This is a genomic window from Cognaticolwellia beringensis, assembly GCF_002076895.1.
Taxonomy (GTDB): domain Bacteria; phylum Pseudomonadota; class Gammaproteobacteria; order Enterobacterales; family Alteromonadaceae; genus Cognaticolwellia; species Cognaticolwellia beringensis.
On the sequence record NZ_CP020465.1, the window covers coordinates 2188274 to 2214597 of the forward strand.

Sequence of the window (26324 nt, forward strand, 5' to 3'; positions counted from 1 at the left end):
GCAGATAACTGCTCTCTCCGGTATTTAACTCCGACAGGAGATAGTGTGTGAAAGATTTACTTAAGTTTCTTAAGCAACAAAATCAAACAGAAGAGTTCGATGGTATTCGCATCGGACTAGCTTCACCTGACATGATTCGTTCATGGTCATTTGGTGAGGTAAAGAAACCTGAGACGATTAACTATCGTACTTTTAAGCCGGAACGTGATGGTTTGTTCTGTGCGCGTATATTTGGCCCAGTTAAAGATTACGAATGTCTTTGTGGCAAATACAAACGCCTTAAGCATCGTGGTGTAATTTGTGAAAAATGTGGCGTTGAAGTTACATTAACTAAAGTTCGTCGTGACCGTATGGGTCATATCGAATTAGCAAGCCCAGTTGCTCACATTTGGTTCTTAAAGTCATTGCCATCACGTATCGGTCTATTATTAGACATGACGTTACGTGATATTGAGCGTGTACTTTACTTTGAATCTTATGTTGTTACCGAACCTGGTATGACAACATTAGAGAAAAGCCAAATTCTAACCGAAGAAGAATATCTTGATGCGTTAGAAGAGCACGGTGACGAATTCGACGCCCTTATGGGTGCTGAAGCGGTACTTGCGTTATTACAACAGATCGATCTTGACGGCGAAGTAGCGCAAATGCGTGAAGAGTTGCCTGAGATTGGTTCTGAAACTAAGCGTAAGAAAATCACTAAACGTTTAAAATTAATGGAAGCATTCGCAGCATCAGGTAACAAGCCTGAGTGGATGATCATGAACGTTTTACCAATTTTACCACCAGATTTACGTCCGTTGGTACCATTGGATGGTGGCCGTTTTGCTACCTCTGATTTGAACGATTTATACCGTCGTGTTATTAACCGTAACAACCGTTTAAAACGTCTTCTTGACCTAGTAGCACCAGATATCATCGTACGTAACGAAAAGCGTATGTTGCAAGAGTCTGTTGATGCATTACTAGATAATGGTCGTCGTGGTCGCGCAATTACCGGTTCTAACAAACGTCCTCTTAAATCACTTGCCGATATGATCAAAGGTAAGCAAGGTCGTTTCCGTCAGAACTTATTGGGTAAACGTGTAGATTACTCTGGTCGTTCTGTAATTACTGTTGGTCCAACACTACGTTTGCATCAATGTGGTTTACCGAAAAAAATGGCATTAGAGTTATTCAAGCCATTTATTTACGGTAAATTAGAAGCGCGTGGATTAGCCACAACAATCAAAGCTGCTAAGAAATTAGTAGAGCGCGAAGGCGCTGAAGTTTGGGATGTACTTGACGAAGTAATTCGTGAACATCCGGTTATGCTTAACCGTGCACCAACACTTCATAGATTGGGTATCCAAGCGTTTGAACCTGTCTTAATTGAAGGTAAAGCGATTCATTTGCATCCATTGGTTTGTGCGGCATATAACGCCGATTTCGATGGTGACCAAATGGCGGTACACGTACCGTTGACAATCGAAGCACAAATGGAAGCACGTACGTTGATGATGTCAACGAACAACGTACTTTCACCAGCGAACGGTGACCCTATCATCGTACCATCACAGGATGTTGTATTAGGTTTATATTACCTAACGCGCGATCGTGTTAATGGTTTAGGTGAAGGTATGATTTTTACCGACATCAAAGAAGCTGAAAAAGCATACCGTACAGGTTTTGCTGAACTTCATGCACGTGTAAAAATTCGTATTACTGAACATATTCGTAATGCTGAAGGCGTACTTGAACCGAAGACAACTTTACGTGATACGACAGTAGGCCGTGCAATCTTATGGCAAGTATGTCCAGACGGCATGCCTTATGATCTTATTGATCAGCCACTAGGTAAAAAGCCAATTTCAAAACTGATTAACCATGCGTACCGTAACTTGGGACTTAAAGATACTGTTATCTTTGCTGACCAAATTATGTATACAGGTTTCCACTACGCGATGATCGCGGGTGCTTCAGTTGGTATCGACGATATGGTTATTCCTGCGGCGAAATACACCATCATCGAAGATTCAGAAGAAGAAGTTAAAGAAATTCAAACTCAGTTCGAGCAAGGTCTTGTAACTCAGGGTGAAAAATACAACAAAGTAATTGATATTTGGTCTTCTGCCAACGAGAAAATCTCGAAAGCGATGATGGACAACTTATCAAAAGAAACAGTGATAAACCGTGATGGTGAGCCAGAAGAGCAAGACTCTTTCAACTCAATCTACATGATGGCGGATTCTGGTGCTCGTGGTAGTGCCGCTCAGATTCGTCAGCTTGCAGGTATGCGTGGTTTGATGGCTAAACCAGATGGTTCAATCATCGAAACACCAATCACCGCTAACTTCCGTGAAGGTTTGAACGTATTACAATACTTCATCTCTACTCATGGTGCGCGTAAAGGTTTGGCTGATACGGCATTGAAAACAGCTAATTCGGGTTACTTAACTCGTCGTTTAGTTGATGTTGCACAAGATTTGGTTGTTACCGAACATGATTGTGGCACATTAGACGGTCTACAAATGACACCATTGATTGAAGGTGGTGATGTTGTTGAGCCGTTACGTGAACGTGTTCTTGGTCGTGTTGTAGCTGAAGATGTTGTTAAACCAGGTACTGATGAAGTGTTATTACCGCGTAATACACTTATTGACGAAGCTTTATGTGATTTCATTGAAGAAAACTCAATCGATCAAATGAAAGTGCGTTCAATCATTACTTGTAAAACAGATTTTGGTATTTGTGCTCATTGTTACGGCCGTGATTTGGCTCGTGGTCATATGATCAACCAAGGTGAAGCGATTGGTGTTGTGGCAGCACAATCTATCGGTGAACCTGGTACTCAGTTAACCATGCGTACGTTCCATATCGGTGGAGCTGCATCTCGTGCATCTGCTGAAAACAACGTACAAGTTAAGAACACAGGTACACTGAAACTACAAAACGCTAAATTTGTAACTAACTCAGCAGATCACTTAGTGATTACTTCACGTTCATCTGAATTGACAGTAATTGATGAGCTTGGTCGTGAGAAAGAACGTTACAAAGTGCCTTACGGTACCATTCTTAATAAGAAAGATGGCGAAGCAATTACAGCAGGCGACATCATTGCTAATTGGGACCCGCATACGCATCCAATTATTACTGAGGTTGGTGGTAAGGTTCAATTCGTTGAACTTGTCGATGGCGTAACTATGGTTCGTCAAACTGATGAACTTACTGGTTTATCAAGTATCGTAGTCACTGAAGCTGGCCAACGTAACACCGCAGGTAAAGAAATGCGCCCTGCAGTTAAGTTAGTCGATGCTAAAGGCAACGATGTGATGATCGCTGGTACTGAAATTCCAGCACAGTACTTCTTACCAGGTAACGCGATTATTAACCTTGAAGATGGTGCAGAAGTTGGTATTGGTGATGCGTTAGCACGTATTCCACAAGCATCGTCAAAAACTCGTGATATTACTGGTGGTCTGCCACGTGTAGCAGATTTATTTGAAGCGCGTAAGCCTAAGCTTCCAGCTATCTTAGCTGAGAAAACAGGTATTATTGCTTTCGGTAAAGAAACTAAAGGTAAAGTGCGTTTACTTATCACTCAACCAAGTGGTGAAGTATACGAAGAGATGATCCCTAAAATGCGTCAATTAAACGTGTTTGAAGGTGAATCTGTACTTAAAGGTGAAGTTATTGCCGATGGTCCAGAGTCTCCACATGATATCTTGCGTTTACGTGGTGTTGCACCAGTAGCTAACTACATTGTTAACGAAGTACAAGAAGTATACCGTTTACAAGGTGTTAAGATTAACGATAAACACATTGAAGTTATCGTACGTCAAATGATCCGCAAGTGTGAGATTTTAGACGCCGGTGATAGTAACTTCCTTAAAGGTGAAATCCTAGAAGTTGCGCGTGTGAATATCTCTAATCGTGAGTTAGAAGCTGAAGGCAAACAACCAGCTGAATACGAAATGCAAATGATGGGTATTACTAAAGCATCATTAGCAACTGAGTCATTCATCTCGGCGGCATCTTTCCAAGAAACGACGCGTGTACTTACGGAAGCAGCAGTAGCTGGTAAGAAAGACAAACTTCGTGGCTTGAAAGAGAATGTTATTGTTGGTCGCTTAATCCCAGCCGGTACAGGTTACTCTTATCATCAAGAACGCGCGCGTGCTAAAAACGCCGTTCCTGTTGAAGAAGTTACAGTATCAGCTGACGACGCAGCGCAAGCACTAACAGATGCTTTGAATGCAGATTTATCGTCATAGTATTGATAAATCGGTTAAGAGCAATGTTTAACCTGTCTAATGCGAGTAAAGCTTGACAGGTTAAAGCTTGACCTATAGAATTCCGCGACCCTATATTCCGTACATTTGTGTATTGAATCTAAGGTCGCGGATTTTCACGTTTATAAGGGTGTAAATTTCCCCATTGATTGGAATTTACACAAATTTAACTAATCGGGAGCTATTTAATGGCAACTATTAACCAATTAGTACGTAAACCACGTGTAAGACAAGTAACTAAAAGTAACGTACCAGCGTTACAAGCTTGTCCACAACGTCGTGGCGTATGTACTCGTGTGTATACAACTACACCAAAAAAACCTAACTCAGCATTACGTAAAGTTGCTCGTGTTCGTTTAACTAACGGCTTCGAAGTTACTTCATACATCGGTGGTGAAGGTCACAACTTACAAGAACATAGTGTTATCTTGATTCGTGGTGGTCGTGTTAAAGATTTACCGGGTGTGCGTTATCACACCGTTCGTGGCGCACTAGATTGTTCTGGCGTAAGCGATAGAAGACAAGGCCGTTCTAAATACGGTGCTAAACGACCTAAATCTTAAGTTTCCCTTTCTGTACTTATCAAAAGATAAGTAAAAGAATAGAAACGTTAAGTAAGGCCAAATAACATATTACATTTTGGGTTTATCCTGAATATAACGGAGAATTAAGATGCCAAGAAGACGCGTCGTAGGGCAACGTAAAATATTGCCAGATCCTAAGTTCCACAACGAACTTTTAGCAAAATTCATCAACATCCTTATGGTTGATGGTAAAAAATCTACTGCAGAAAAAATTGTTTACGGTGCATTAGACATTTTAACTGAGAAAAACACTGAGAAATCTCATCTTGAGTTATTCGAAACAGCGTTAGACAACATCCGCCCACAAGTGGAAGTAAAGTCTCGTCGTGTTGGTGGTTCTACTTACCAAGTTCCAGTTGAAGTTCGTCCAGTGCGTCGTAATGCTCTAGCCATGCGTTGGTTAGTTGAAGCAGCTCGTAAACGTGGTGAAAAATCAATGGCTCAGCGCCTAGCTAACGAAATGTTAGATGCGTCTGACAGCAAAGGTTCAGCGGTTAAGAAACGTGAAGACGTTCACCGTATGGCCGAAGCTAACAAAGCATTCGCTCACTACCGTTGGTAGATACTATTCACTAGCAAAAATTGCTAGTTGTATAGTAATAAGTGTAATGCCGTGGTTATCATCGAGTATCTGTAAAGATACAAAGTGATAGCCACAACTGTTTTATAATCTGGGAAAAAATTCTCAGAAAGAGGAAGAAATTGTGGCACGTATAACCCCTATTGAGCGTTACCGTAACATTGGTATTTGTGCTCATGTCGATGCCGGTAAAACGACAACAACAGAAAGGGTACTTTTCTATACTGGTCTTTCACATAAGATCGGTGAAGTTCATGATGGCGCAGCCACTATGGATTGGATGGAACAAGAGCAAGAGCGTGGTATAACCATAACCTCTGCGGCTACTACTTGTTTCTGGAAAGGGATGGAAGCACAATTTGAAGATCACCATATCAATATTATTGATACCCCTGGTCACGTAGATTTTACGATTGAAGTAGAACGTTCTTTACGTGTATTAGATGGTGCTGTACTAGTATTGTGTGCATCTTCAGGAGTTCAACCACAAACAGAAACTGTTTGGCGTCAAATGGAGAGATACTCTGTTCCACGTTTAGTTTTTGTTAATAAGATGGACCGTACAGGTGCAGACTTCTTAGCTGTTGTTGAGCAACTTAATTCTCGCTTGAAAGCCAATGCAGTACCTATTCATTTAGCAATTGGTGCTGAAGAAGACTTTACTGGTGTTATCGACTTAATAAAGATGAAAGCCATTAACTGGAACGAAAGTGACCAGGGAATGACCTTCACTTATGAAGATATTCCAGCAGAGATGCAAGAACAAGCCGACCATTGGCATGAAAACCTTGTCTCTGAAGCTGCAGAAGCCTCTGAAGAACTAATGGATAAATACCTTGAAGAAGGTGATTTGTCCGAAGCAGAAATAAAATCTGCGCTACGTACCCGTACGCTAAACAATGAAATTGTCCTTTGTTCTTGTGGCTCAGCTTTCAAAAATAAAGGCGTACAAGCAGTACTTGATGCTGTCATAGAATTTTTACCTGCACCAACAGATGTTGAAGCGATAAAAGGTATTAATAATGACAAAAACGAAACTGAAGGCTGTCGTGAAGCCGATGATAAAGCGCCATTTGCTGCTTTAGCATTTAAAATTGCGACAGACCCGTTTGTCGGTACATTAACGTTCTTTCGCGTATATTCAGGTGTAGTAAAAACTGGTGACAGTATATACAATCCTGTTAAAGGCAAAAAAGAGCGCTTAGGTCGTATTGTGCAAATGCACGCGAATGACCGCAAGGAAATTAAAGAAGTACGTGCAGGTGATATAGCTGCGGCTATTGGTCTTAAAGATGTCACCACAGGTGATACTTTATGTGATGCGAATCACGTGATCACACTTGAGCGCATGGAATTTCCTGAGCCAGTAATTTCTGTAGCAGTTGAGCCAAAAACTGTCGCAGCCCAAGAAAAAATGGGTATTGCGTTAGGTAAATTGGCCGCAGAAGACCCGTCATTTAGAGTAGTCTCTGATGAAGATACGGGTCAAACCATCATTTCTGGTATGGGGGAATTACACCTCGATATTTTAGTTGAACGCATGAAACGTGAATTTGGCGTTGAATGTAATGTCGGTAATCCACAAGTGGCTTATCGCGAGACCATACGTTCATCAGTAGAAGTGGAAGGTAAATTTGTTCGTCAATCAGGTGGTCGTGGTCAATTTGGTCATGTTTGGTTGAAATTGGAACCTTTACCTGAAGGTAAGGGTTTTGAGTTTGTTAACGAGATTGTTGGTGGTACGATTCCAAAAGAATTTATCCCCTCAATTGAAAAGGGCTGTAGAGAGCAAATGGACAGTGGTGTTTTAGCGGGTTACCCGTTATTAGACATCAAAGTCACACTCTATGACGGTTCTTTTCATGACGTTGACTCTAACGAAATGGCGTTTAAAGTCGCTGCATCAATAGGTTTTAGACAAGGTGTGCTAAAAGCATCTCCGGTAATTCTTGAACCAATGATGAAAGTCGAAGTTATTACGCCAGAAGCAAACATGGGTGATGTTGTCGGCGATTTAAATCGTCGCCGTGGCATGATCGATGGCATGGACGAAGGTCCAGCTGGTTCGAAGGTAGTGAATGCACTTGTGCCACTATCTGAAATGTTTGGTTACGCTACGGCATTACGTAGTGCAACTCAAGGTCGCGCATCATATGCAATGGAGTTTCAGCAATATAGCGAAGCACCAAAAGCAGTTGCCGACAAAATAATTGAATCTTAGTAAGGCTTTTTGAAAGTCTGGCTCGGTCTTTTGGCCGGGCTTTTAATAAACTTTAAGGTAATTGAAAAATGGCTAAAGCAAAATTTGAACGTAATAAACCGCACGTTAACGTTGGTACTATCGGTCACGTCGATCACGGTAAAACAACTTTAACAGCTGCTATCTCTGCAGTATTAACTAAAGTTCACGGTGGTGAAGTTAAAGATTTCGCACAAATCGATAATGCTCCTGAAGAGCGTGAGCGTGGTATTACTATTAATACTTCTCACATCGAATACGATACAGAAATCCGTCACTACGCCCACGTAGATTGTCCTGGCCATGCTGATTACATCAAAAACATGATCACGGGTGCTGCACAAATGGATGGCGCTATCTTAGTAGTTGCTGCTACAGATGGTCCTATGCCACAAACACGTGAGCACATCTTGTTATCACGTCAAGTTGGCGTTCCATACATCATCGTATTCATGAACAAATGTGACATGGTAGATGACGAAGAATTACTTGAACTAGTAGAAATGGAAGTTCGTGAACTTCTTTCTGAATATGACTTCCCAGGTGATGACTTACCGGTAATTCAAGGTTCAGCTCTTGGTGCTCTTCAAGGCGAAGAGAAATGGGAAGCGAAAATCATTGAACTTGCTGACCAATTAGATACATACATTCCAGAGCCAGAGCGTGCAATCGACGGTGCATTCATCATGCCTATCGAAGATGTATTCTCAATTTCAGGTCGTGGTACTGTTGTAACAGGTCGTGTTGAGCGTGGTATCGTTAAAGTTGGCGATTCAGTAGAAGTTGTTGGTATCCGTGATACTCAAACTTCAACATGTACTGGTGTTGAAATGTTCCGTAAGCTTCTTGACGAAGGTCGTGCTGGCGAGAACTGTGGTGTTCTTTTACGTGGTCTTAAGCGTGAAGACGTAGAACGTGGTCAAGTTTTATGTCAACCTGGTTCAATTTTACCTCACACTAAATTCGAATCAGAAGTATACGTGTTATCGAAAGATGAAGGTGGTCGTCATACTCCATTCTTCAAAGGATACCGTCCACAGTTTTACTTCCGTACAACAGATATCACAGGTGCTGTAGAGCTTCCTGAAGGTGTTGAAATGGTAATGCCAGGCGACAACTTAAAGTTTGTTGTAGAGCTTATCAACCCAGTAGCGATGGACGAAGGTTTACGCTTCGCTATCCGTGAAGGTGGTCGTACTGTTGGTGCTGGTGTTGTATCTAAAATTATTGCTTAATAATTTTTAGACACCAAACCTTAAAAAAGACGCTTCGGCGTCTTTTTTGTTTTCAGTAGAGCCAGTCTCAGAGCATATAGGACGAAGCTTGGCGTCGAGTTTTTGGTGCAGGTGGTGCTGGTGGTGCAGGTGTTGTATCGCTTTTACCTTAAAGGATGTATTGCTTAATAATTTTTAGACACCAAACCTTAAAAAAGACGCTTCGGCGTCTTTTTTGTTTTCAGCAGAGCCAGTTTCAGAGCTTATCCGACGAAGCTTGACGTTGTGTTGTTGGTTCTGTATCTGCTCTTAACCATTACATTGCTTAATGTTAATTCACATTAAAACAACGCTAGTAGAGTTAATGCTACGCTAGGCTTCGTCAGTAATGAATGTAACGCATTAGATGTTGTGCTTACATTAACGGAGTATTGCTAAATTTTTGCTTACGTAGCGTTCTAAAGAAATAAGGTTGGTGTGTTTTCTGTTAGAGCAAAAATTAAAATTTTAAAATGATATTCGATGACTTTCAGACAATAAAAAAGGATGCCGAAGCATCCTTTTATAAAAACACTAAAAGTAAGGGAATTACTTTTTAGCTTTAGCTGCTTGCAATTCTTTTACTTCTGCAATAACGGCTTCTGCTACGTTGTTTGGACATGGAGAGTAGTGAGAGAATTCCATAGAGAATTGACCACGACCTGATGTCATTGTACGTAATGATCCGATGTAACCGAACATTTCTGAAAGAGGCACATCAGCTTTAATGCGAACACCTGAAACACCCGCTTCTTGACCTGCGATCATGCCACGACGACGGTTTAAATCACCAATAACATCACCAACGTGATCATCAGGCGTAAACACATCAACTTTCATGATAGGTTCGATTAACTGAGCACCAGCTTTTGGAATTGACTGACGGAAAGCACCACGAGCAGCGAGTTCAAATGCAACAGCAGATGAATCGACAGCATGGAAACCACCATCGTATAATTCAACTTCAACGTCAAGTACAGGGAAACCAGCAAGAACACCAGTATCCATCATGCCTTTGAAGCCTTTCTCAATCGCTGGGAAGAATTCTTTTGGTACATTACCACCAACAACTTTTGATGAGAATGTAAAACCAGAATTTGGTTCACCTGGACGGATGATATAATCAATTTTACCAAATTGACCAGAACCACCAGATTGTTTCTTATGCGTATAGCTATCATCAATTTCTTGAGTAATAGTTTCACGGTAAGCAACTTGTGGTTTACCAACCGCTAATTCAACACCGTAAGAACGTTTTAGAATATCTACTTTGATATCTAGGTGAAGTTCACCCATACCAGATAAAATTGTTTCACCTGAATCTATGTCAGTTTCAACTTGGAATGTTGGATCTTCAGCAACCATTTTACCGATAGCAATACCCATTTTCTCAGTTGAACCTTTATCTTTAGGTGTTACAGAGATAGAGATTACTGGCTTAGGGAACACCATAGCTTCTAGGATGATTGGGTGCTTAGGATCACATAATGTGTGACCTGTCTGAACGTTACTTTTCATACCAACAATCGCGATGATATCACCAGCTTGTGCTGAAGTAAGTTCGTTACGGTCATCGGCTTGCATTTCACACATACGGCCAACACGTTCAGTTTTACCTGTTGCAGCGTTAAGTATGGTATCGCCTTTCTTCAATGTACCTGAATAGATACGTACGAAAGTTAAGGTACCAAAACGGTCATCAGTGATTTTGAATGCTAACGCTTTGAATGTTTCATCTGCAGAAACGATTGCGTATTCACCATTAGGCTCACCTTCTTCATCAGTAAGAGGTTGTGGGTCAACATCTGTAGGAGACGGTAAGTAATCAACAACGGCATCAAGTAATAATTGCATACCTTTGTTTTTGAATGCAGAACCACAGTATGTTGGGAAGAACATGATTTCACGTGTACCTTTACGGATACAGGCTTTTATTTGTTCATCAGTAGGTGTTAATTCACCTTCTAAGTATTCCATTAATAAATCTTCATCTGCTTCTAATGCAGTTTCGATTAATTGCTCACGATACATAGCTGCATCATCAACCATATCAGCTGGAATATCTTCAATTGTGTAGTTTTCTGGAAGACCGGTTTCGTCCCAGATGTAAGCTTTTTGAGTTAAAACGTCTACAACACCAACGAAGTCATCTTCTTCACCAATAGGTAAAGTCATAATAAGTGGGTGAGCACCTAGTACTTTTTTAACTTGATCAGTTACACGGTAAAAATTAGCACCTAAACGGTCTAATTTGTTAACGAAGATTAAACGAGATACTTTAGAGTCGTTTGCATAACGCCAGTTAGTTTCTGATTGTGGCTCAACACCACCAGAACCACAGAATACACCAACACCACCATCAAGTACTTTAAGTGAACGGTAAACTTCAACAGTGAAGTCAACGTGACCAGGAGTGTCAATTACGTTAAAACGGTGATCTTTCCAAAAACAGCTTACCGCAGCAGATTGTATAGTAATACCGCGCTCAGCTTCTTGTTCCATGAAGTCGGTAGTTGACTCACCATCATGTGTTTCGCCAGATTTATGGATCTGACCGGTTAATTTAAGGATACGTTCAGTTGTGGTGGTTTTACCAGCATCAACGTGAGCGAAGATACCAATATTTCTGTATTTAGATAAATCTGCCATTACGTTACTCTATTTATGAAAATGAATTGTTGAAATTTTGCGCGCGAGTATACCATTACTTAATTAAAATCGACATAAAAAATTTTTGAAGTTTGCTAATTTTAGCTAAACAAGGTGTAAAATTATACCTCAGAAGCTTATTTCGCCATTTTAAGTTAAATACTTCCAAAACATGAAATGCTTCACTGCTTATATTTTTACTGCTTATATATATGTTTTTTTTCTAGGTGTTTTTTATGCTTATATATAGGTATTTTTCTAGATGTTTTTTCTGCTTATATATAAGCATTAAAATAGACTTACAAACTAGGTCGTAAAACTGAAAATAATTGATGAATATATCGTTAATTTATCCCCTATTTATAAGGTTACTTTAACCGTATATACCGACCATAATAAAAGCCTGAAATAAACAGTTGAAATTACCAACAGTCTCTGTATAATTCGCCTCCACGTCGAGCTCGTCTCTTCGTGTTTATTCGTTAATTCATTAGTTTTTATTAATTAATAGTTAACATACAGCAGCTCCGATATGGAGTTGAATGGTAAATATAGCGATACTCCCCCCTTTTATATAAAAAGGTGATGGGCAGTATTTTGTTGTTCTTTAAAATGGGGATTTGTCTTAATGTCAAATCAAAGAATTCGCATTCGTTTGAAAGCGTTCGATCATCGTTTGATTGATCAATCAACAGCTGAAATCGTTGATACTGCTAAACGTACTGGCGCACAGGTTCGTGGTCCAATTCCACTTCCTACACGCAAAGAACGTTTCACTATCTTGACTTCACCACACGTTAACAAAGATGCACGTGATCAGTACGAAATTCGTACTCACAAACGCATGATTGATATCGTAGAACCAACTGAGAAGACTGTAGACGCATTAATGCGTTTAGATCTTGCAGCTGGTGTTGACGTTCAAATCAGCTTGGGTTAATAGGAGTTTTAACATGACTATAGGTCTAGTTGGACGTAAAGTGGGTATGACTCGCATCTTCTCTGAAGATGGCGTATCTACTCCTGTAACCGTCCTAGAAGTTGAAGCGAACCGTGTTGCTCAGGTTAAAACTGTTGACAACGATGGTTATTCAGCGCTTCAAGTTACTACGGGAAGCAAAAAAGCTAACCGTGTTAACAAGCCAACAGCCGGTCACTTTGCGAAAGCTGGTATCGAAGCAGGTCGTGGCCTGTGGGAATTCCGCTTAAATGCAAATGAAGGCGAAGGTCTTGTAACTGGCAGTGAAATCACTGTTGAGTTATTTAACGACACGAAATTAGTAGATGTTACTGGCACCTCAAAAGGTAAAGGTTTCCAAGGTGGTATTAAGCGTTGGAATTTCTCAATGCAAGATGCAACTCATGGTAACTCACTATCTCACCGTTCAAACGGTTCGATAGGTATGTGTCAAACACCAGGTCGTGTTTTCAAAGGCAAAAAAATGTCTGGTCACATGGGTGCTGCGAAAGTAACTACGCAAAACCTTGAATTGGTTCGTGTTGATGCAGAACGTAACTTGCTCCTTATTAAAGGTGCGGTTCCGGGTGCAATCAACGGTAGCGTAATCATCAAACCAGCTGTTAAAGCCTAGTCCAGGAGATTTGTGATGGAATTAGCATTAAAAGACGCTTCAGGCGCTCTTGAAGTTTCTGAAACAACTTTTGGACTTGAGTTTAATGAAGCTCTTGTACACCAAGTAGTAGTTGCTTATGCAGCTGGTGCTCGTGCTGGTACTCGTGCTCAGAAGACTCGTTCAGAAGTTAGTGGCGGTGGCGCAAAACCATGGCGTCAAAAAGGTACTGGCCGTGCACGTGCTGGTACTAGTCGTGGTCCAATCTGGCGTACAGGTGGCGTAACATTCGCTGCTAAGCCACAGGATCACAGCCAAAAAGTTAACCGTAAAATGTACCGTGGTGCGATTAAAAGCATCCTTTCTGAGTTAGTTCGTCAAGAACGCTTAGTTGTGGTAGAAAATTTTGCAGTTGAAACACCAAAAACTAAAGAATTAGTAGCTAAACTAAACGCTTTGGAGTTAAAAGACGTATTAATCGTTACTCCAGAAGTTGATGAGAACTTGTTTTTATCAGCACGCAACTTATACAAAGTTGACGTTCGCGATGTAGACGGTATTGACCCAGTTAGTTTAGTTGGTTTCGAAAAAGTTTTGATGACTGCGTCTGCAGTTAAGCAACTTGAGGAGATGTTAGGATGATAAACGAAGAACGTTTACTGAAAGTGCTTTTAGCACCAAACATTTCTGAGAAAAGCACTATGGCTTCTGAAGCAAACAACACTGTTGTTTTCAAAGTTGTTACTACTGCTACTAAAGCTGAAATCAAAGCTGCTGTTGAGAAACTTTTTGAAGTTTCAGTTGATGGTGTTCGCACATTAAATGTCAAAGGTAAAGTTAAACGTACTGGTGCTCGTTTTGGTCGCAGAAGCGATTGGAAAAAAGCATACGTTACACTTGCTGAAGGCAGCGACATCGACTTCGTCGGCGCGGAATCATAGGAGTTTACGAAAATGGCTATAGTTAAATGTAAACCTACTTCTCCGGGTCGTCGCCACGTTGTTAAAGTGGTCAACACGGAGTTGCATAAAGGTAAGCCTTACGCACCATTATTAGACACTAAGTCTAAGTCTGGTGGTCGTAACAATAATGGTCGCATTACTGTTCGTCACATTGGTGGTGGACATAAGCAGCATTACCGTATTGTTGACTTTAAGCGTAATAAAGATGGTATCCCTGCAAAAGTAGAACGTTTGGAATATGATCCAAACCGTAGTGCAAACATTGCACTAGTACTTTACGCAGATGGTGAACGTCGTTACATCTTAGCCCCTAAAGGCTTAAAAGCTGGAGATTCAATCCAGTCTGGTGTCGATGCTCCTATTAAAGCGGGTAACACTTTACCACTTCGCAACACGCCATTAGGTAGTGTTGTACACGCAATCGAACTTAAGCCAGGTAAAGGTGCTCAAATCGCACGTGCTGCTGGTACTTATGCTCAGTTAGTTGCGAAAGACGGTGCATATGTCACTTTACGTCTTCGTTCTGGCGAAATGCGTAAAATTGAGTCAGATTGTCGTGCTACTTTAGGTGAAATCGGCAACGCTGAACACATGCTTCGCTCTTTGGGTAAAGCTGGTGCTTCACGCTGGCGTGGTGTTCGCCCAACTGTTCGTGGTGTTGCCATGAACCCAGTTGACCATCCACATGGTGGTGGTGAAGGTAAAACATCAGGCGGTCGTCACCCGGTATCACCTTGGGGTGTACCAACTAAAGGTTACAAGACTCGTTCTAACAAGCGTACCGATAAATTTATCGTACGTCGTCGTACTAAGTAATAGTACTTATTAAATAAGAGGAATCACCATGCCACGTTCTCTCAAGAAAGGTCCATTTATAGACCTACACTTGTTGACGAAGGTAGAGACAGCGGTGGAAAGCGGGAATAAAAAGCCAATTAAGACTTGGTCCCGTCGTTCAATGATCATCCCTACGATGATCGGATTGACCATTGCCGTCCATAATGGCCGTCAACACGTACCTGTATTTGTAACTGATGAAATGATCGGACACAAATTAGGTGAATTTGCACCAACTCGTACTTACCGTGGCCATGTCGCGGACAAGAAAGCGAAGAGATAGGGGAAATAAGATGGAAGCTATTGCTACACATAAATTTGCCCGTGGCTCTGCACAAAAAGCACGTTTAGTTGTGGATCAAATCCGCGGCTTGCATGTTGAAAAAGCACTTGAAATCTTAACATTTAGCAATAAATCTGCTGCTGTTTTGGTTAAAAAAGTACTTGATTCAGCTATTGCTAATGCAGAACACAATGAAGGTGCAGACATTGATGAGCTTATCGTTAAAACTATTATGGTTGACGATGGCCCAACAATGAAACGTATTAAGCCTCGTGCGAAAGGTCGCGCGGATAGAATCCTTAAGCGTACAAGTCACATTACTGTGATTGTATCTGATAACTAGGAGATATTAGAATGGGTCAAAAAGTCCATCCAAATGGTATTCGCTTAGGTATCACGAAACCTTTCGCGTCTACTTGGTTTGCAAGTAACAAAGATTTCGCAGCTAATTTACACGGTGACCATTTGGTTCGTGAATATTTAACTGAAAAGCTTAAGCGTGCTTCATTATCAAAAATTGTAATTGAACGTCCAGCTAAATCTATCCGCGTTACAATTCACACGGCTCGTCCGGGTGTTGTAATCGGTAAGAAAGGCGAAGATGTTGAGAAACTACGTTTAGCAGTTTCTAAAATTGCTGGTGTTCCTGCTCAAATCAACATTGCTGAAGTGCGTAAACCAGAAATGGATTCGCAGCTTGTTGCTGACAGTATTGCTAGTCAATTAGAACGCCGTGTAATGTTCCGTCGTGCGATGAAACGTGCTGTACAAAATGCTATGCGTCTAGGCGCAAAGGGTATTAAAGTACAAGTAAGTGGTCGTTTGGGCGGTGCAGATATTGCACGAGCTGAATGGTATCGTGAAGGTCGTGTTCCATTACACACTTTACGAGCTGACATTGATTACTCAATTGCGCGTGCTGATACCACTTACGGTGTTATCGGTATTAAAGTATGGATCTTTAAAGGCGAAGTAATTGGCAACATGCCATTACAAGCAGAGCAACCAGCTGCTAAGCCTAAAAGAAAACCTAACCGCAAGACCAGTAAGTAGGGGAATAAGTAATGTTACAACCAAAACGTACTAAGTTCCGTAAGCAATTTAAAATGCGTAACCGCGGTCTTGCACAAGTAGGTAGTTCAGTAAGCTTCGGTACTTTCGGGTTAAAATCAATGGAACGTGGTCGTATGACTGCGCGTCAAATTGAAGCGGCTCGTCGAGCAATGACTCGTCACGTGAAGCGTCAAGGTAAAATCTGGATCCGTGTATTCCCTGATAAGCCAATTACTAAAAAACCTCTTGAGGTTCGTATGGGTAAAGGTAAAGGTTCAGTGGAATATTGGGTATGCCAAATTCTTCCTGGTCGTGTTCTTTATGAAATGGAAGGTGTTTCGGAAGAGATTGCACGCGAAGCGTTTGCTTTAGCAGCAGCTAAACTTCCGTTCAAAACAACTTTCGTAACTAGAACGGTGATGTAATGAAAGCTAGTGAATTGAAAGAAAAAAGCATTGAAGAGCTAAACGCTGAATTGCTTGAGTTGTTACGCGAACAGTTTAACTATCGCATGCAAGCAAGCACAGGCCAATTAGCACAAACTCATTTGCTAAGAACTGTACGCCGTAATATCGCGCGTGTGAAGACTATCATAACTGAGAAGGCAGGTAAGTAATGAGCGAAGCAAAAATTCGTACACTACAAGGTCGTGTCGTCAGTGACAAAATGGATAAGTCTATCACTGTCCTGATCGAACGACGTGTTAAACACCCAATGTACGGTAAGTACATGACGCGTTCAACTAAGTTGAAAGCGCATGATGAGACTAACCAATGTGCACCTGGTGATTTAGTAAGTATCCGTGAATGTGCACCAATTTCTAAGTCTAAATCTTGGACATTGGTAAGCGTATTAGAAAAAGCTTAATCGCTTAATCTAATTCACAATACTTCTTTGAAAAGGCTCTGCTTCGGCAGGGCCTTTTTTATTTCCGAAACAAAATTAATTAACGCTAACGCTATACCCTATATATGATACCAATCTCATTTATTATCTGATCATTTATACTGGTTAAAACGACCAATTACTGCGTTATTTATTTAATAATTAGAACAACTAGTTATTAAAATAAATGCCTTGTATTTGGCCATTTTTCCTACGGAGAAAATAGATCACCTAATTAATTAGATTGGTATTAGGTTAATTTTGCATTCATATTAAATTGTGAAATCGCGCTAAGATAACCGCCATATATAGATTGATTGTTTATTCAACACTCGCTCCATGCAAAGTGGTTAATTTTTAGCTAAATAAAGTATCACTTTTAAATGACTGGTGTTATAATCTCGCGCCCGCTCGTTGTGAGGGGGATTTAGAAGGCAGTGACGGGTCAAATTTCTGGCCTTGAATTTAATCTTTTATAAGATAATTTAGCGGAGACATATTAAATGATCCAAATGCAATCACAATTGAACGTAGCTGATAACAGCGGCGCTCGACGTGTACAATGTATAAAGGTTCTTGGTGGTTCGCACCGTCGCTACGCACGCATTGGTGACATCATTAAAATTGCAGTGAAGGAATCAAATCCTCGCGGCAAAGTTAAAAAAGGTGATGTCCTTACTGCAGTAGTGGTGCGCACTAAGAAAGGTGTTCGTCGTTCAGATGGTTCTACTATCCGTTTCGATGAAAATGCGGCTGTAATGTTAAATGCTAACTTACAACCAATTGGTACTCGTATTTTCGGTCCTGTGACTCGTGAACTTCGTAATGAAAAATTCATGAAAATTGTTTCACTTGCACCAGAAGTACTATAAGGAGTCACGATAATGGCATCTAAGATTCGTCGTGATGATGAAGTAATCGTACTTGCAGGCAAAGACAAGGGCAAAACTGGTAAAGTTACCAAAGTTCTTGTTGAAGACAGCAAAGTATTTGTTGAAGGTATTAACTTAATCAAGAAGCACACTAAGCCTGTACCACAGTTACAGCAGCCTGGTGGGATTGTTGAAAAAGAAGCACCTTTAAATGTATCCAACGTTGCGATTGTTAACCCAGCTACTGGCAAAGCAGATCGTGTTGGTTTTAGAGATGAAGACGGCAAAAAAGTTCGTTTCTTCAAATCTAACAACGAATTAATTTAATTGGAGTAAACGATGGCGAAACTGCATGATTTTTACAAAGATACAATTGTAACTGAACTTCAAAAGAAGTTTGAGTACAAAAGTGTCATGCAAGTCCCTCGGATTGAAAAGATCACCCTTAACATGGGTGTTGGTGAAGCTATTGCTGATAAAAAAGTACTAGAGCACGCCACAAATGATCTTACTGCAATCTCAGGTCAAAAACCTGTCACGACAGTAGCACGCAAATCAGTTGCGGGCTTTAAAATTCGTGAAGGCTACCCTATTGGCACGAAGGTAACTCTACGTGGCGAACGTATGTGGGAATTTTTAGAGCGTTTAATCTCTATTTCTATTCCTCGTATCCGTGATTTCCGTGGCTTAAATCCTAAGTCATTCGATGGTCGTGGTAACTACAGCATGGGCGTACGTGAGCAAATCATTTTCCCTGAAATCGAGTACGATAAAATCGATAAAATTCGCGGAATGGATATCACTATCACTACAAGTGCGAAGGACAACGAAGAAGGCCATGCATTATTGGCTGCCTTTAACTTCCCATTTAAGAAGAAGGTGTAGAGTTATGGCTAAAACGTCAATGAAAGCTCGTGAAGCTAAAAGAACCAAGTTAGTTGCACAATATGCTGAAAAGCGTAGTGCACTAAAAGCTATCATCTCTGGTGTTGATTCTTCTGAAGAAGAACGCTGGGATGCAGTATTGAAACTTCAAAGTTTACCTCGTGATTCGAGCAGTAGTCGTCAACGTAACCGTTGTAACATTACTGGCCGTCCACATGGTTTCTTACGTAAATTCGGTTTAAGCCGTATTAAATTACGTGAAACTATGATGCGCGGTGAAGTTCCAGGTCTTAAGAAAGCTAGTTGGTAATTCACGGGAGTAAATGGTTATGATGACTGATCCTATCGCGGACATGTTTACACGCATCCGCAACGGTCAATCTGCAGCAAAGACTGCAGTAAAAATGCCATCTTCTAAGGTAAAAGTTGCACTTGCCAACTTACTTAAAGAAGAAGGTTACATTTCAGAGTATTCAGTTTCAGGCGATGCAAAGCCTGAGTTAACTGTTGAATTGAAATATTTCGAAGGTAAAGAAGTAATTGAAGTGATCAAACGTGTTTCACGTCCAGGTCTTCGCGTATACAAAGGAGCTCAAGAGCTTCCTAAAGTATTAGCAGGCATGGGTATCGCTATTATTTCTACTTCTAAAGGTCTAATGACTGATCGCGCCGCTCGCAATGCGGGTCTTGGCGGTGAAGTTCTTGGTTTCGTAGAGTAAAGGAGCAGAATATGTCTCGTGTTGCAAAAGCACATGTCGCAGTCCCTGCAGGCGTTACTATTACGTTATCAGGTCAAGACATTACAGTTAAAGGTCCAATGGGCGAGTTGTCGCATACGATCCATAGCGATGTTGTTGTTTCTCAAGAAGAGAGCAATATTATCACTAATATCGTTGCTGAAGCTAAAGGCGCTTGGGCTCAAGCCGGTACTGTACGCTCTTTAATCAATAATATGGTTGAAGGTGTTAGTAAAGGTTTTGAAAAGAAATTATTGTTAAACGGTGTTGGTTACCGTGCTAAAGCTGCAGGTAAGAACTTAAACTTATCTTTAGGCTTTTCACATCCGGTTGACCACGCAATTCCTGAAGGAATTACTGTTGAAACTCCTAGCCAAACTGAAATCATACTGAAAGGTGCTGATAAACAGTTGGTCGGTCAAACAGCAGCGAACATTCGCGCATACCGTAAACCTGAGCCTTATAAAGGTAAAGGGATTCGTTATAGCGATGAGAATGTACGTCGTAAAGAAGCTAAGAAGAAGTAGGGTAATACTATGGATAAGAAAACATCTCGTTTGCGCAGAGCTAAACGCTCTCGTGCAAAAATTAGCGAGTTGGGTGCGAATCGTTTAGTTGTATTCCGTACTCCTCGTCATATTTACGCGCAATTGATCGCACCAACAGGTTCTGAAGTAATCGCAGCAGCGTCTACTTTAGACAAAGAAGTTAGTGCTCAGTTAGAAAAAACAGGTAACGTTGAAGCAGCTACGGCTGTAGGTAAGGCAATTGCAGAACGTGCAGTCGCTAAAGGCATCACTAGTGTTGCTTTTGACCGTTCAGGTTTCCGTTACCATGGTCGCGTGAAAGCGTTAGCAGATGCAGCTCGCGAAGCTGGTCTTCAGTTTTAGGGGTTGATAATGGCTAATCATAATCAAGAAAACTCACAACAAAGTGATATGGCTGAAAAGCTAATCGCAGTTAACCGTGTATCAAAAGTGGTTAAAGGTGGTCGTATTTTCAGTTTCACAGCACTTACCGTAGTTGGTGATGGCGCTGGTCGCGTTGGTTTTGGTTACGGTAAGGCGCGTGAAGTGCCTGCTGCAATCCAAAAAGCAATGGAAAAAGCACGTCGTAACTTAGTAACCGTTGATTTGAAGGGTACTACTCTTCAGCATGTCGTTATCGGCAAGCACTCTGGTTCAAAAGTTTACATGCAACCAGCTTCTGAAGGTACAGGCATAATCGCCGGTGGCGCTATGCGTGCAGTACTTGAAGTTGCAGGCGTACAGAACGTATTGTCAAAAGCATACGGTTCTACTAACCCAATAAACGTAGTTCGCGCTACTGTTTCTGCTCTTGCGAATATGCATTCGCCTGAAGCTGTTGCAGCAAAGCGTGGCAAAAGCGTTTCAGATATTCTGGGGTAATTGAGCATGGCTAAAACAGTTAAAATAACTCAGTTAAAAAGTTCTATCGGTCGTTTACCGAAGCATAGAGCTACATTAAAGGGTCTTGGTTTACGTCGTATCCGTCATACAGTAGAGTTAGAAGATACTCCATCTGTACGCGGTATGATTAATCAAGTATCTTATATGATTAAGGTGGAGGATTAATAATGCATTTAAATACTTTATCTCCTGCACCAGGGTCTAAGAAAGCCAAGAAACGCTGTGGGCGTGGTATTGGTTCTGGCATAGGTAAAACAGGCGGTCGTGGTCACAAAGGTCAGAAATCTCGTTCTGGCGGTAGTGTACGTCCTGGTTTCGAAGGTGGTCAAATGCCATTGAAACAACGTTTACCTAAGTTTGGTTTCACGTCACGTAAATCTTTAGTTCGCGCTGAAGTACGTTTACATGAACTAAACAACATCACAGGTGATGTTGTCGATATCTTTGCCCTTAAAGATGCTAACTTAATCACACGTAATATTGTTGCAGTGAAAATCATGCTTTCTGGTGAAATCACTCGTCCAATTACAGTACGTGGTTTAGGTGTTACTAAAGGCGCTCGTGCAGCTATTGAAGCTGCAGGCGGAAAAATCGAGGAATAGTACAGGTTATGGCTACACCAGGAATTGATAATAAAGCAAAGGGCGGATTGTCTGAGCTTAAACAAAGATTGTGGTTTGTATTCGGTGCACTTATCGTGCTTCGTTTGGGAACATTTGTGCCAATCCCTGGTATTGACGCCGCTGTATTAGCTCAGTTGTTTGAACAACAAAAGGGCACCATCGTAGAGATGTTTAACATGTTCTCTGGTGGTGCACTTGAGCGAGCCTCTGTATTGGCACTTGGTATTATGCCGTACATCTCAGCTTCAATCATAATGCAATTAATGACGGTCATGCACCCGAGAATGGCAGAATTGAAAAAAGAAGGTGAAGCTGGACGACGTAAAATCAGTCAATACACCCGCTACGGCACTTTAGTTCTAGCGACTGTACAATCAATTGCAATAGCAAGAAGTTTACCGGGGATGATGCCAGGTCTAGTAATGGACGCAGGTTTCGGATTCTACTTTGCTGCGGTAGTAAGTTTGGTTACTGGTACCATGTTTTTAATGTGGTTAGGTGAGCAAATTACTGAACGTGGTATTGGTAACGGTATCTCTATCTTGATATTCGCAGGTATAGTTGCTGGTATGCCGTCAGCTGTTGGTCAAACAGCAGAAGCGGCGCGTCAAGGTGAATTGCACTTATTAGTATTGTTGCTAATTGGCGTAATTATATTTGCTACGACTTTCTTTGTAGTATTTGTGGAACGTGGTCAACGACGTATTGTTGTTAACTATGCCAAACGTCAGCAAGGCCGTAAGGTTTTCGCTGCCCAAAGCACGCATTTACCACTGAAAGTTAATATGGCAGGTGTTATTCCACCAATTTTCGCTTCAAGTATTATCTTGTTTCCAGGCACGCTTGCGAGCTGGTTTGGTCAAGGTGAAGGTATGGTTGCTGATTTCCTACAAGAAGTATCAATTGCTATTTCTCCAGGACAGCCGCTATATGTCATGTTACTTGCAGCAGCGATAATATTTTTCTGTTTCTTTTACACGGCTCTTGTTTTCAATCCGCGTGAAACAGCAGATAACCTGAAAAAATCCGGTGCGTTTATTCCTGGGATCCGTCCTGGTGAGCAAACGTCAAAATATATAGATAAAGTGATGACTCGTTTAACCTTAGCTGGTGCGATGTATATTACCTTTATCTGTTTGGTACCTCAGTTTATTATCATGGCATGGGACGTTAATTTTTACTTTGGCGGAACATCACTACTTATTATTGTAGTTGTGATAATGGACTTTATGGCACAAGTACAGACCCATTTGATGTCTCATCAATATGACAATGTACTTAAGAAAGCAAACCTTAAGGGCTATGGTCGTTAGACTGAGTCATTAGGTAACGGAGTATATAAAATGAAAGTACGTGCATCCGTAAAAAAGATTTGTCGTAATTGTAAAGTTGTTAAACGTGCTGGTGTTGTTCGTGTAATTTGCGAAGAGCCAAAGCATAAGCAACGTCAAGGCTAAATCTTTAAGCAGTAGCATTATGCAGATAAGTCTGTATAATGCCGCTTCGATTTGCAAAGAAATGCGGCTGGTTGAGTATCCTAACGGGCTTTTCAACTGGTAAATTTTAATTTAAAAATAGGAGATGTGTTTAGTGGCCCGTATCGCTGGCATTAACATCCCTGATCGTAAGCATGCAGTAATCGCCATTACTGCGATCTTCGGTATCGGAGCAACACGTGCGAAAGCAATTTGTGTTGCAACTGGTATTGCAGAGTCAACTAAGATCAGTGAATTGGACGAAGCTCAAATTGATTTGCTTCGTGCAGAAGTGGATAAATACACCGTAGAAGGTGATTTACGCCGTGAAGTTTCAATGAACATTAAACGTCTTATGGATTTAGGTTGTTACCGTGGCATTCGCCACCGTCGCAGTCTTCCTTTACGTGGTCAACGCACTAAAACTAATGCGCGCACCCGTAAAGGTCCTCGTAAGCCAATTAAGAAGTAAGAGGAACTAGACAATGGCTAAAACACCTGTACGTACGCGTAAACGCGTAAAAAAACAAGTTGCTGACGGCATGGCTCATATCCATGCATCTTTCAACAACACAATCGTAACTCTTACAGATCGTCAAGGTAACGCCTTATCATGGGCGACTGCTGGTGGTTCAGGTTTCCGTGGTTCACGTAAATCTACTCCATTTGCTGCGCAAGTAGCTGCAGATCGTGCTGGTAAAGCTGCACAAGAGTTTGGCTTGAAGAATATTGAAGTGTTCGTTAAAGGTCCGGGTCCAGGTCGTGAATCTGCTATCCGTGCTTTAAATGCTGCTGGTTTTAAAATCACCAACATTACTGACGTTACACCTATTCCTCATAATGGTTGTCGTCCTCCTAAGAAACGTCGCGTTTAATCGTACTTTTTTTAGGATAGTTGGAGAAAGAAAATGGCTAGATATTTAGGTCCTAAGTTAAAGCTTAGTCGCCGCGAAGGTACAGATTTGTTCCTTAAAAGCGGTGTTAGAGCAATTGACACTAAATGTAAAATCGAAACAATACCAGGTCAACATGGCGCCCGTCGCGGTCGTTTATCTGACTACGGTATTCAACTTCGTGAAAAACAAAAAGTTCGTCGTATATATGGCGTACTAGAAAAACAATTCCGCAACTACTATAAAGAAGCGGCTCGTCTAAAAGGCAATACAGGTGAAAACTTGTTGCAACTTTTAGAGAAACGTCTTGATAACGTAGTATACCGTATGGGCTATGCAAGCACTCGTGCTGAAGCTCGTCAACTAGTTAGCCATAAAGCTATCGTAGTTAACGGTGTTGTTGTTAATATTCCATCTTTCACTGTTAAAGCCGAAGATGTAGTTTCTGTACGTGAAAAGTCTAAAACTCAAGCGCGTATTATCGCTGCTTTAGAATTAGCTGAGCAACGTGAGAAGCCAGTTTGGGTTGAAGTAGATAACAAGAAACTTGAAGGTGTTTTCAAACGCGTTCCTGATCGTTCTGACTTGTCTGCCGAAATTAATGAACAGTTGATTGTTGAACTTTACTCTAAGTAAAGTTGCACTTTAAGAGAGGACATAATGCAGGGTTCTGTAACCGAATTCCTTAGACCACGATTGGTAGATATTGAAACTATTAGTGCTACTCGTGCTAAAGTAACTTTAGAGCCATTAGAGCGTGGTTTTGGTCACACTTTAGGTAATGCGTTACGCCGCATTCTTTTATCTTCAATGCCGGGTTGTGCTGTAACTGAAGTTGAAATTGACGGTGTACTTCATGAGTACAGCAGTAAAGAAGGTGTGCAAGAAGACATCATCGAAATACTGTTAAACCTTAAGGGACTAGCTATAAGTTTAGAAGGCAAAAATGAAGCTGTTCTTACCTTAACTAAGTCCGGTGAAGGCCCTGTAACGGCTGCCGATATCCAACATGACGGTGATGTAGAAATTGCAAACCCAACTCATGTAATCTGTCATTTGACAGGTGATGGCTCTATCAGTATGCGTATAAAGGTTGAAATGGGACGTGGTTATGTTCCAGCTTCTGCCCGACGTGATGCCGAGGAAGAAGATCGTGCAATCGGACGTTTGTTAGTTGATGCTTCATTCAGTCCTGTTGTAAGAATTGCCTATGATGTTGATTCTGCACGTGTTGAACAGCGTACAGATTTGGACAAACTGGTCTTAGACATGGAAACTAACGGTACGTTAGATCCTGAAGAAGCAATTCGTCGCGCTTCAACAATTTTAGCTGAACAGCTAGATGCGTTTGTAGAGCTTCGTGATGTAACTGAAGTTGAACCAAAAGAGGAAAAACCACTGTTTGATCCTATTTTGCTTCGTCCTGTTGATGACCTTGAACTTACTGTTCGTTCAGCAAACTGCCTAAAAGCAGAAGCAATTCAATATATTGGCGATTTAGTACAGCGTGCTGAAGTTGAGCTTCTTAAAACACCTAATTTAGGTAAGAAGTCTTTAACTGAAATCAAAGACGTTTTGGCGTCTCGTGGTTTGTCTCTAGGTATGCGCCTAGAAAACTGGCCACCTGAAAGCATAGCTGATAACGACTAAGTCGATCATCGTTTTTTTAATAGTTGAGAGAAGGATTAACTTATGCGCCATCGTAAAAGCGGTCGCCAGTTAAACCGTAATAGCAGTCATCGTAAAGCGATGTTCCGCAATATGGCAAGCTCTTTAGTAAAGCACGGTTTGATTAAAACGACTGTAGCTAAAGCTAAAGAACTACGTATGGTCGTAGAGCCATTGATTACATTGGCTAAGACCGACAGTGTTGCAAATCGCCGTTTAGCGTTTGCTCGTACACAAGATAAAGAAGTAGTAGGTATTTTATTCAACGAACTTGGTGCACGTTACCAAGAACGTCCAGGTGGATATACTCGCATTTTAAAATGTGGTTTCCGTACTGGTGATAAAGCTCCTATGGCTTACGTTGAACTTGTAGACCGCCCAGCAGTTGAAGAAGCCGCTGAAGTAGTTGAAGAAGTTAACGCAGAAGCATAATTTAGTACTTGTACTAAATTAATTCTGACGGAATTGAAAGCGGAGCTTAGGCTCCGCTTTTTTGTTTTTATAAATGCCGTTGTTATAACAACATCAGCTAAAAGCTTGACCCTTCTAGTAATACCTCGTATAACAATTGTCC

Annotated in this window: 34 protein-coding genes; 33 read left to right on the plus strand and 1 reads right to left on the minus strand. The window is 41.2% G+C overall.

What is annotated here, in order from left to right:
* The first annotated feature begins 47 nt into the window (after window positions 1-47).
* The 5 genes from rpoC to tuf all read left to right on the plus strand — a co-directional run bounded on the left by rpoC (window position 48) and on the right by tuf (window position 8909).
* The gene (gene rpoC, locus B5D82_RS09245; RefSeq protein WP_081151029.1) at window positions 48-4253 is read left to right on the plus strand and encodes a DNA-directed RNA polymerase subunit beta'; all 4206 of its coding nucleotides are present in this window, start codon (window positions 48-50) and stop codon (window positions 4251-4253) included.
* 206 nt (window positions 4254-4459) lie between these two features.
* On the plus strand, window positions 4460-4834 hold the full coding sequence (rpsL, locus tag B5D82_RS09250; RefSeq protein WP_011045492.1) for a 30S ribosomal protein S12: 375 nt from the start codon (window positions 4460-4462) through the stop codon (window positions 4832-4834).
* Window positions 4835-4943: 109 nt separating this feature from the next.
* Entirely contained in the window at window positions 4944-5417 is a 474-nt protein-coding gene (gene rpsG / locus B5D82_RS09255; protein ID WP_081151031.1) for a 30S ribosomal protein S7, read from the plus strand.
* Between the two features lie 142 nt (window positions 5418-5559).
* A complete protein-coding gene (gene fusA / locus B5D82_RS09260) occupies window positions 5560-7656 on the plus strand; it encodes an elongation factor G (protein WP_081151033.1) in 2097 nt (698 codons plus the stop codon).
* 68 nt (window positions 7657-7724) lie between these two features.
* The gene (tuf, locus tag B5D82_RS09265; protein WP_081151013.1) at window positions 7725-8909 is read left to right on the plus strand and encodes an elongation factor Tu; all 1185 of its coding nucleotides are present in this window, start codon (window positions 7725-7727) and stop codon (window positions 8907-8909) included.
* Between the two features lie 567 nt (window positions 8910-9476).
* Here the strand turns inward: tuf and fusA (B5D82_RS09270) are convergent.
* Window positions 9477-11576, minus strand: coding sequence for an elongation factor G (gene fusA / locus B5D82_RS09270; protein ID WP_081151035.1), 2100 nt, complete (start codon window positions 11574-11576; stop codon window positions 9477-9479).
* A gap of 628 nt (window positions 11577-12204) precedes the next feature.
* On the opposite strand from fusA (B5D82_RS09270), the gene rpsJ reads away from it, so the two are divergent.
* The 28 genes from rpsJ to rplQ all read left to right on the plus strand — a co-directional run bounded on the left by rpsJ (window position 12205) and on the right by rplQ (window position 26182).
* The gene (gene rpsJ / locus B5D82_RS09275; protein WP_070375080.1) at window positions 12205-12516 is read left to right on the plus strand and encodes a 30S ribosomal protein S10; all 312 of its coding nucleotides are present in this window, start codon (window positions 12205-12207) and stop codon (window positions 12514-12516) included.
* A gap of 13 nt (window positions 12517-12529) precedes the next feature.
* Window positions 12530-13168, plus strand: coding sequence for a 50S ribosomal protein L3 (gene rplC / locus B5D82_RS09280; RefSeq protein ID WP_081151037.1), 639 nt, complete (start codon window positions 12530-12532; stop codon window positions 13166-13168).
* Window positions 13169-13183: 15 nt separating this feature from the next.
* A complete protein-coding gene (gene rplD, locus B5D82_RS09285; protein WP_081151039.1) occupies window positions 13184-13789 on the plus strand; it encodes a 50S ribosomal protein L4 in 606 nt (201 codons plus the stop codon).
* The gene (gene rplW / locus B5D82_RS09290; protein ID WP_081151041.1) at window positions 13786-14088 is read left to right on the plus strand and encodes a 50S ribosomal protein L23; all 303 of its coding nucleotides are present in this window, start codon (window positions 13786-13788) and stop codon (window positions 14086-14088) included. The genes rplD and rplW overlap by 4 nt, the downstream gene beginning before the upstream one ends.
* Window positions 14089-14100: 12 nt before the next feature.
* Entirely contained in the window at window positions 14101-14925 is an 825-nt protein-coding gene (gene rplB, locus B5D82_RS09295) for a 50S ribosomal protein L2 (protein ID WP_081151042.1), read from the plus strand.
* Window positions 14926-14953: 28 nt separating this feature from the next.
* The gene (gene rpsS, locus B5D82_RS09300) at window positions 14954-15229 is read left to right on the plus strand and encodes a 30S ribosomal protein S19 (RefSeq protein WP_081151044.1); all 276 of its coding nucleotides are present in this window, start codon (window positions 14954-14956) and stop codon (window positions 15227-15229) included.
* A gap of 10 nt (window positions 15230-15239) precedes the next feature.
* The gene (rplV, locus tag B5D82_RS09305) at window positions 15240-15572 is read left to right on the plus strand and encodes a 50S ribosomal protein L22 (protein ID WP_081151045.1); all 333 of its coding nucleotides are present in this window, start codon (window positions 15240-15242) and stop codon (window positions 15570-15572) included.
* An 11-nt stretch (window positions 15573-15583) separates the two neighbouring features.
* On the plus strand, window positions 15584-16282 hold the full coding sequence (rpsC, locus tag B5D82_RS09310; RefSeq protein WP_081151047.1) for a 30S ribosomal protein S3: 699 nt from the start codon (window positions 15584-15586) through the stop codon (window positions 16280-16282).
* Between the two features lie 11 nt (window positions 16283-16293).
* Window positions 16294-16707 carry a 50S ribosomal protein L16 gene (rplP, locus tag B5D82_RS09315; protein ID WP_081151048.1) on the plus strand — a complete coding sequence of 138 codons (414 nt, stop codon included), beginning with the start codon at window positions 16294-16296 and terminating at the stop codon, window positions 16705-16707.
* Window positions 16707-16898 carry a 50S ribosomal protein L29 gene (gene rpmC / locus B5D82_RS09320; protein WP_077287489.1) on the plus strand — a complete coding sequence of 64 codons (192 nt, stop codon included), beginning with the start codon at window positions 16707-16709 and terminating at the stop codon, window positions 16896-16898. Before rplP ends, rpmC begins: the two co-directional genes overlap by 1 nt.
* Window positions 16898-17149 (plus strand): 30S ribosomal protein S17, encoded by a 252-nt coding sequence (gene rpsQ, locus B5D82_RS09325; protein ID WP_081151049.1) that lies wholly within the window; start codon window positions 16898-16900, stop codon window positions 17147-17149. Before rpmC ends, rpsQ begins: the two co-directional genes overlap by 1 nt.
* Before the next feature lie 521 nt (window positions 17150-17670).
* Window positions 17671-18039 (plus strand): 50S ribosomal protein L14, encoded by a 369-nt coding sequence (rplN, locus tag B5D82_RS09330; protein ID WP_070375069.1) that lies wholly within the window; start codon window positions 17671-17673, stop codon window positions 18037-18039.
* Window positions 18040-18051: 12 nt separating this feature from the next.
* Complete coding sequence (gene rplX, locus B5D82_RS09335; RefSeq protein WP_081151050.1) at window positions 18052-18366, plus strand: 50S ribosomal protein L24; 315 nt, start codon at window positions 18052-18054, stop codon at window positions 18364-18366.
* A gap of 12 nt (window positions 18367-18378) precedes the next feature.
* Window positions 18379-18924, plus strand: a complete 546-nt coding sequence (gene rplE, locus B5D82_RS09340; RefSeq protein ID WP_081151051.1) for a 50S ribosomal protein L5 — start codon at window positions 18379-18381, stop codon at window positions 18922-18924.
* A gap of 4 nt (window positions 18925-18928) precedes the next feature.
* Window positions 18929-19234 carry a 30S ribosomal protein S14 gene (gene rpsN, locus B5D82_RS09345; protein WP_081151052.1) on the plus strand — a complete coding sequence of 102 codons (306 nt, stop codon included), beginning with the start codon at window positions 18929-18931 and terminating at the stop codon, window positions 19232-19234.
* A 19-nt stretch (window positions 19235-19253) separates the two neighbouring features.
* Window positions 19254-19643, plus strand: coding sequence for a 30S ribosomal protein S8 (rpsH, locus tag B5D82_RS09350; protein WP_094122865.1), 390 nt, complete (start codon window positions 19254-19256; stop codon window positions 19641-19643).
* An 11-nt stretch (window positions 19644-19654) separates the two neighbouring features.
* Window positions 19655-20188 (plus strand): 50S ribosomal protein L6, encoded by a 534-nt coding sequence (rplF, locus tag B5D82_RS09355; protein WP_081151054.1) that lies wholly within the window; start codon window positions 19655-19657, stop codon window positions 20186-20188.
* 9 nt (window positions 20189-20197) lie between these two features.
* A complete protein-coding gene (rplR, locus tag B5D82_RS09360; RefSeq protein WP_081151055.1) occupies window positions 20198-20551 on the plus strand; it encodes a 50S ribosomal protein L18 in 354 nt (117 codons plus the stop codon).
* Window positions 20552-20560: 9 nt separating this feature from the next.
* Complete coding sequence (gene rpsE, locus B5D82_RS09365) at window positions 20561-21070, plus strand: 30S ribosomal protein S5 (RefSeq protein ID WP_081151056.1); 510 nt, start codon at window positions 20561-20563, stop codon at window positions 21068-21070.
* A gap of 6 nt (window positions 21071-21076) precedes the next feature.
* Window positions 21077-21256, plus strand: a complete 180-nt coding sequence (gene rpmD / locus B5D82_RS09370) for a 50S ribosomal protein L30 (RefSeq protein WP_081151057.1) — start codon at window positions 21077-21079, stop codon at window positions 21254-21256.
* Window positions 21257-21258: 2 nt separating this feature from the next.
* Window positions 21259-21693, plus strand: coding sequence for a 50S ribosomal protein L15 (rplO, locus tag B5D82_RS09375; protein WP_081151058.1), 435 nt, complete (start codon window positions 21259-21261; stop codon window positions 21691-21693).
* Window positions 21694-21701: 8 nt separating this feature from the next.
* Window positions 21702-23027 (plus strand): preprotein translocase subunit SecY, encoded by a 1326-nt coding sequence (secY, locus tag B5D82_RS09380; protein WP_081151059.1) that lies wholly within the window; start codon window positions 21702-21704, stop codon window positions 23025-23027.
* 30 nt (window positions 23028-23057) lie between these two features.
* The gene (gene rpmJ / locus B5D82_RS09385; protein WP_077287462.1) at window positions 23058-23171 is read left to right on the plus strand and encodes a 50S ribosomal protein L36; all 114 of its coding nucleotides are present in this window, start codon (window positions 23058-23060) and stop codon (window positions 23169-23171) included.
* 133 nt (window positions 23172-23304) lie between these two features.
* Window positions 23305-23661, plus strand: coding sequence for a 30S ribosomal protein S13 (gene rpsM, locus B5D82_RS09390; protein WP_081151060.1), 357 nt, complete (start codon window positions 23305-23307; stop codon window positions 23659-23661).
* Between the two features lie 13 nt (window positions 23662-23674).
* On the plus strand, window positions 23675-24064 hold the full coding sequence (gene rpsK / locus B5D82_RS09395; protein ID WP_076420861.1) for a 30S ribosomal protein S11: 390 nt from the start codon (window positions 23675-23677) through the stop codon (window positions 24062-24064).
* Window positions 24065-24097: 33 nt separating this feature from the next.
* Window positions 24098-24718, plus strand: coding sequence for a 30S ribosomal protein S4 (rpsD, locus tag B5D82_RS09400; protein WP_077287458.1), 621 nt, complete (start codon window positions 24098-24100; stop codon window positions 24716-24718).
* A gap of 24 nt (window positions 24719-24742) precedes the next feature.
* Entirely contained in the window at window positions 24743-25732 is a 990-nt protein-coding gene (locus tag B5D82_RS09405) for a DNA-directed RNA polymerase subunit alpha (protein ID WP_081151061.1), read from the plus strand.
* A gap of 42 nt (window positions 25733-25774) precedes the next feature.
* Window positions 25775-26182 (plus strand): 50S ribosomal protein L17, encoded by a 408-nt coding sequence (rplQ, locus tag B5D82_RS09410; protein ID WP_081151062.1) that lies wholly within the window; start codon window positions 25775-25777, stop codon window positions 26180-26182.
* Window positions 26183-26324 lie beyond the last annotated feature (142 nt).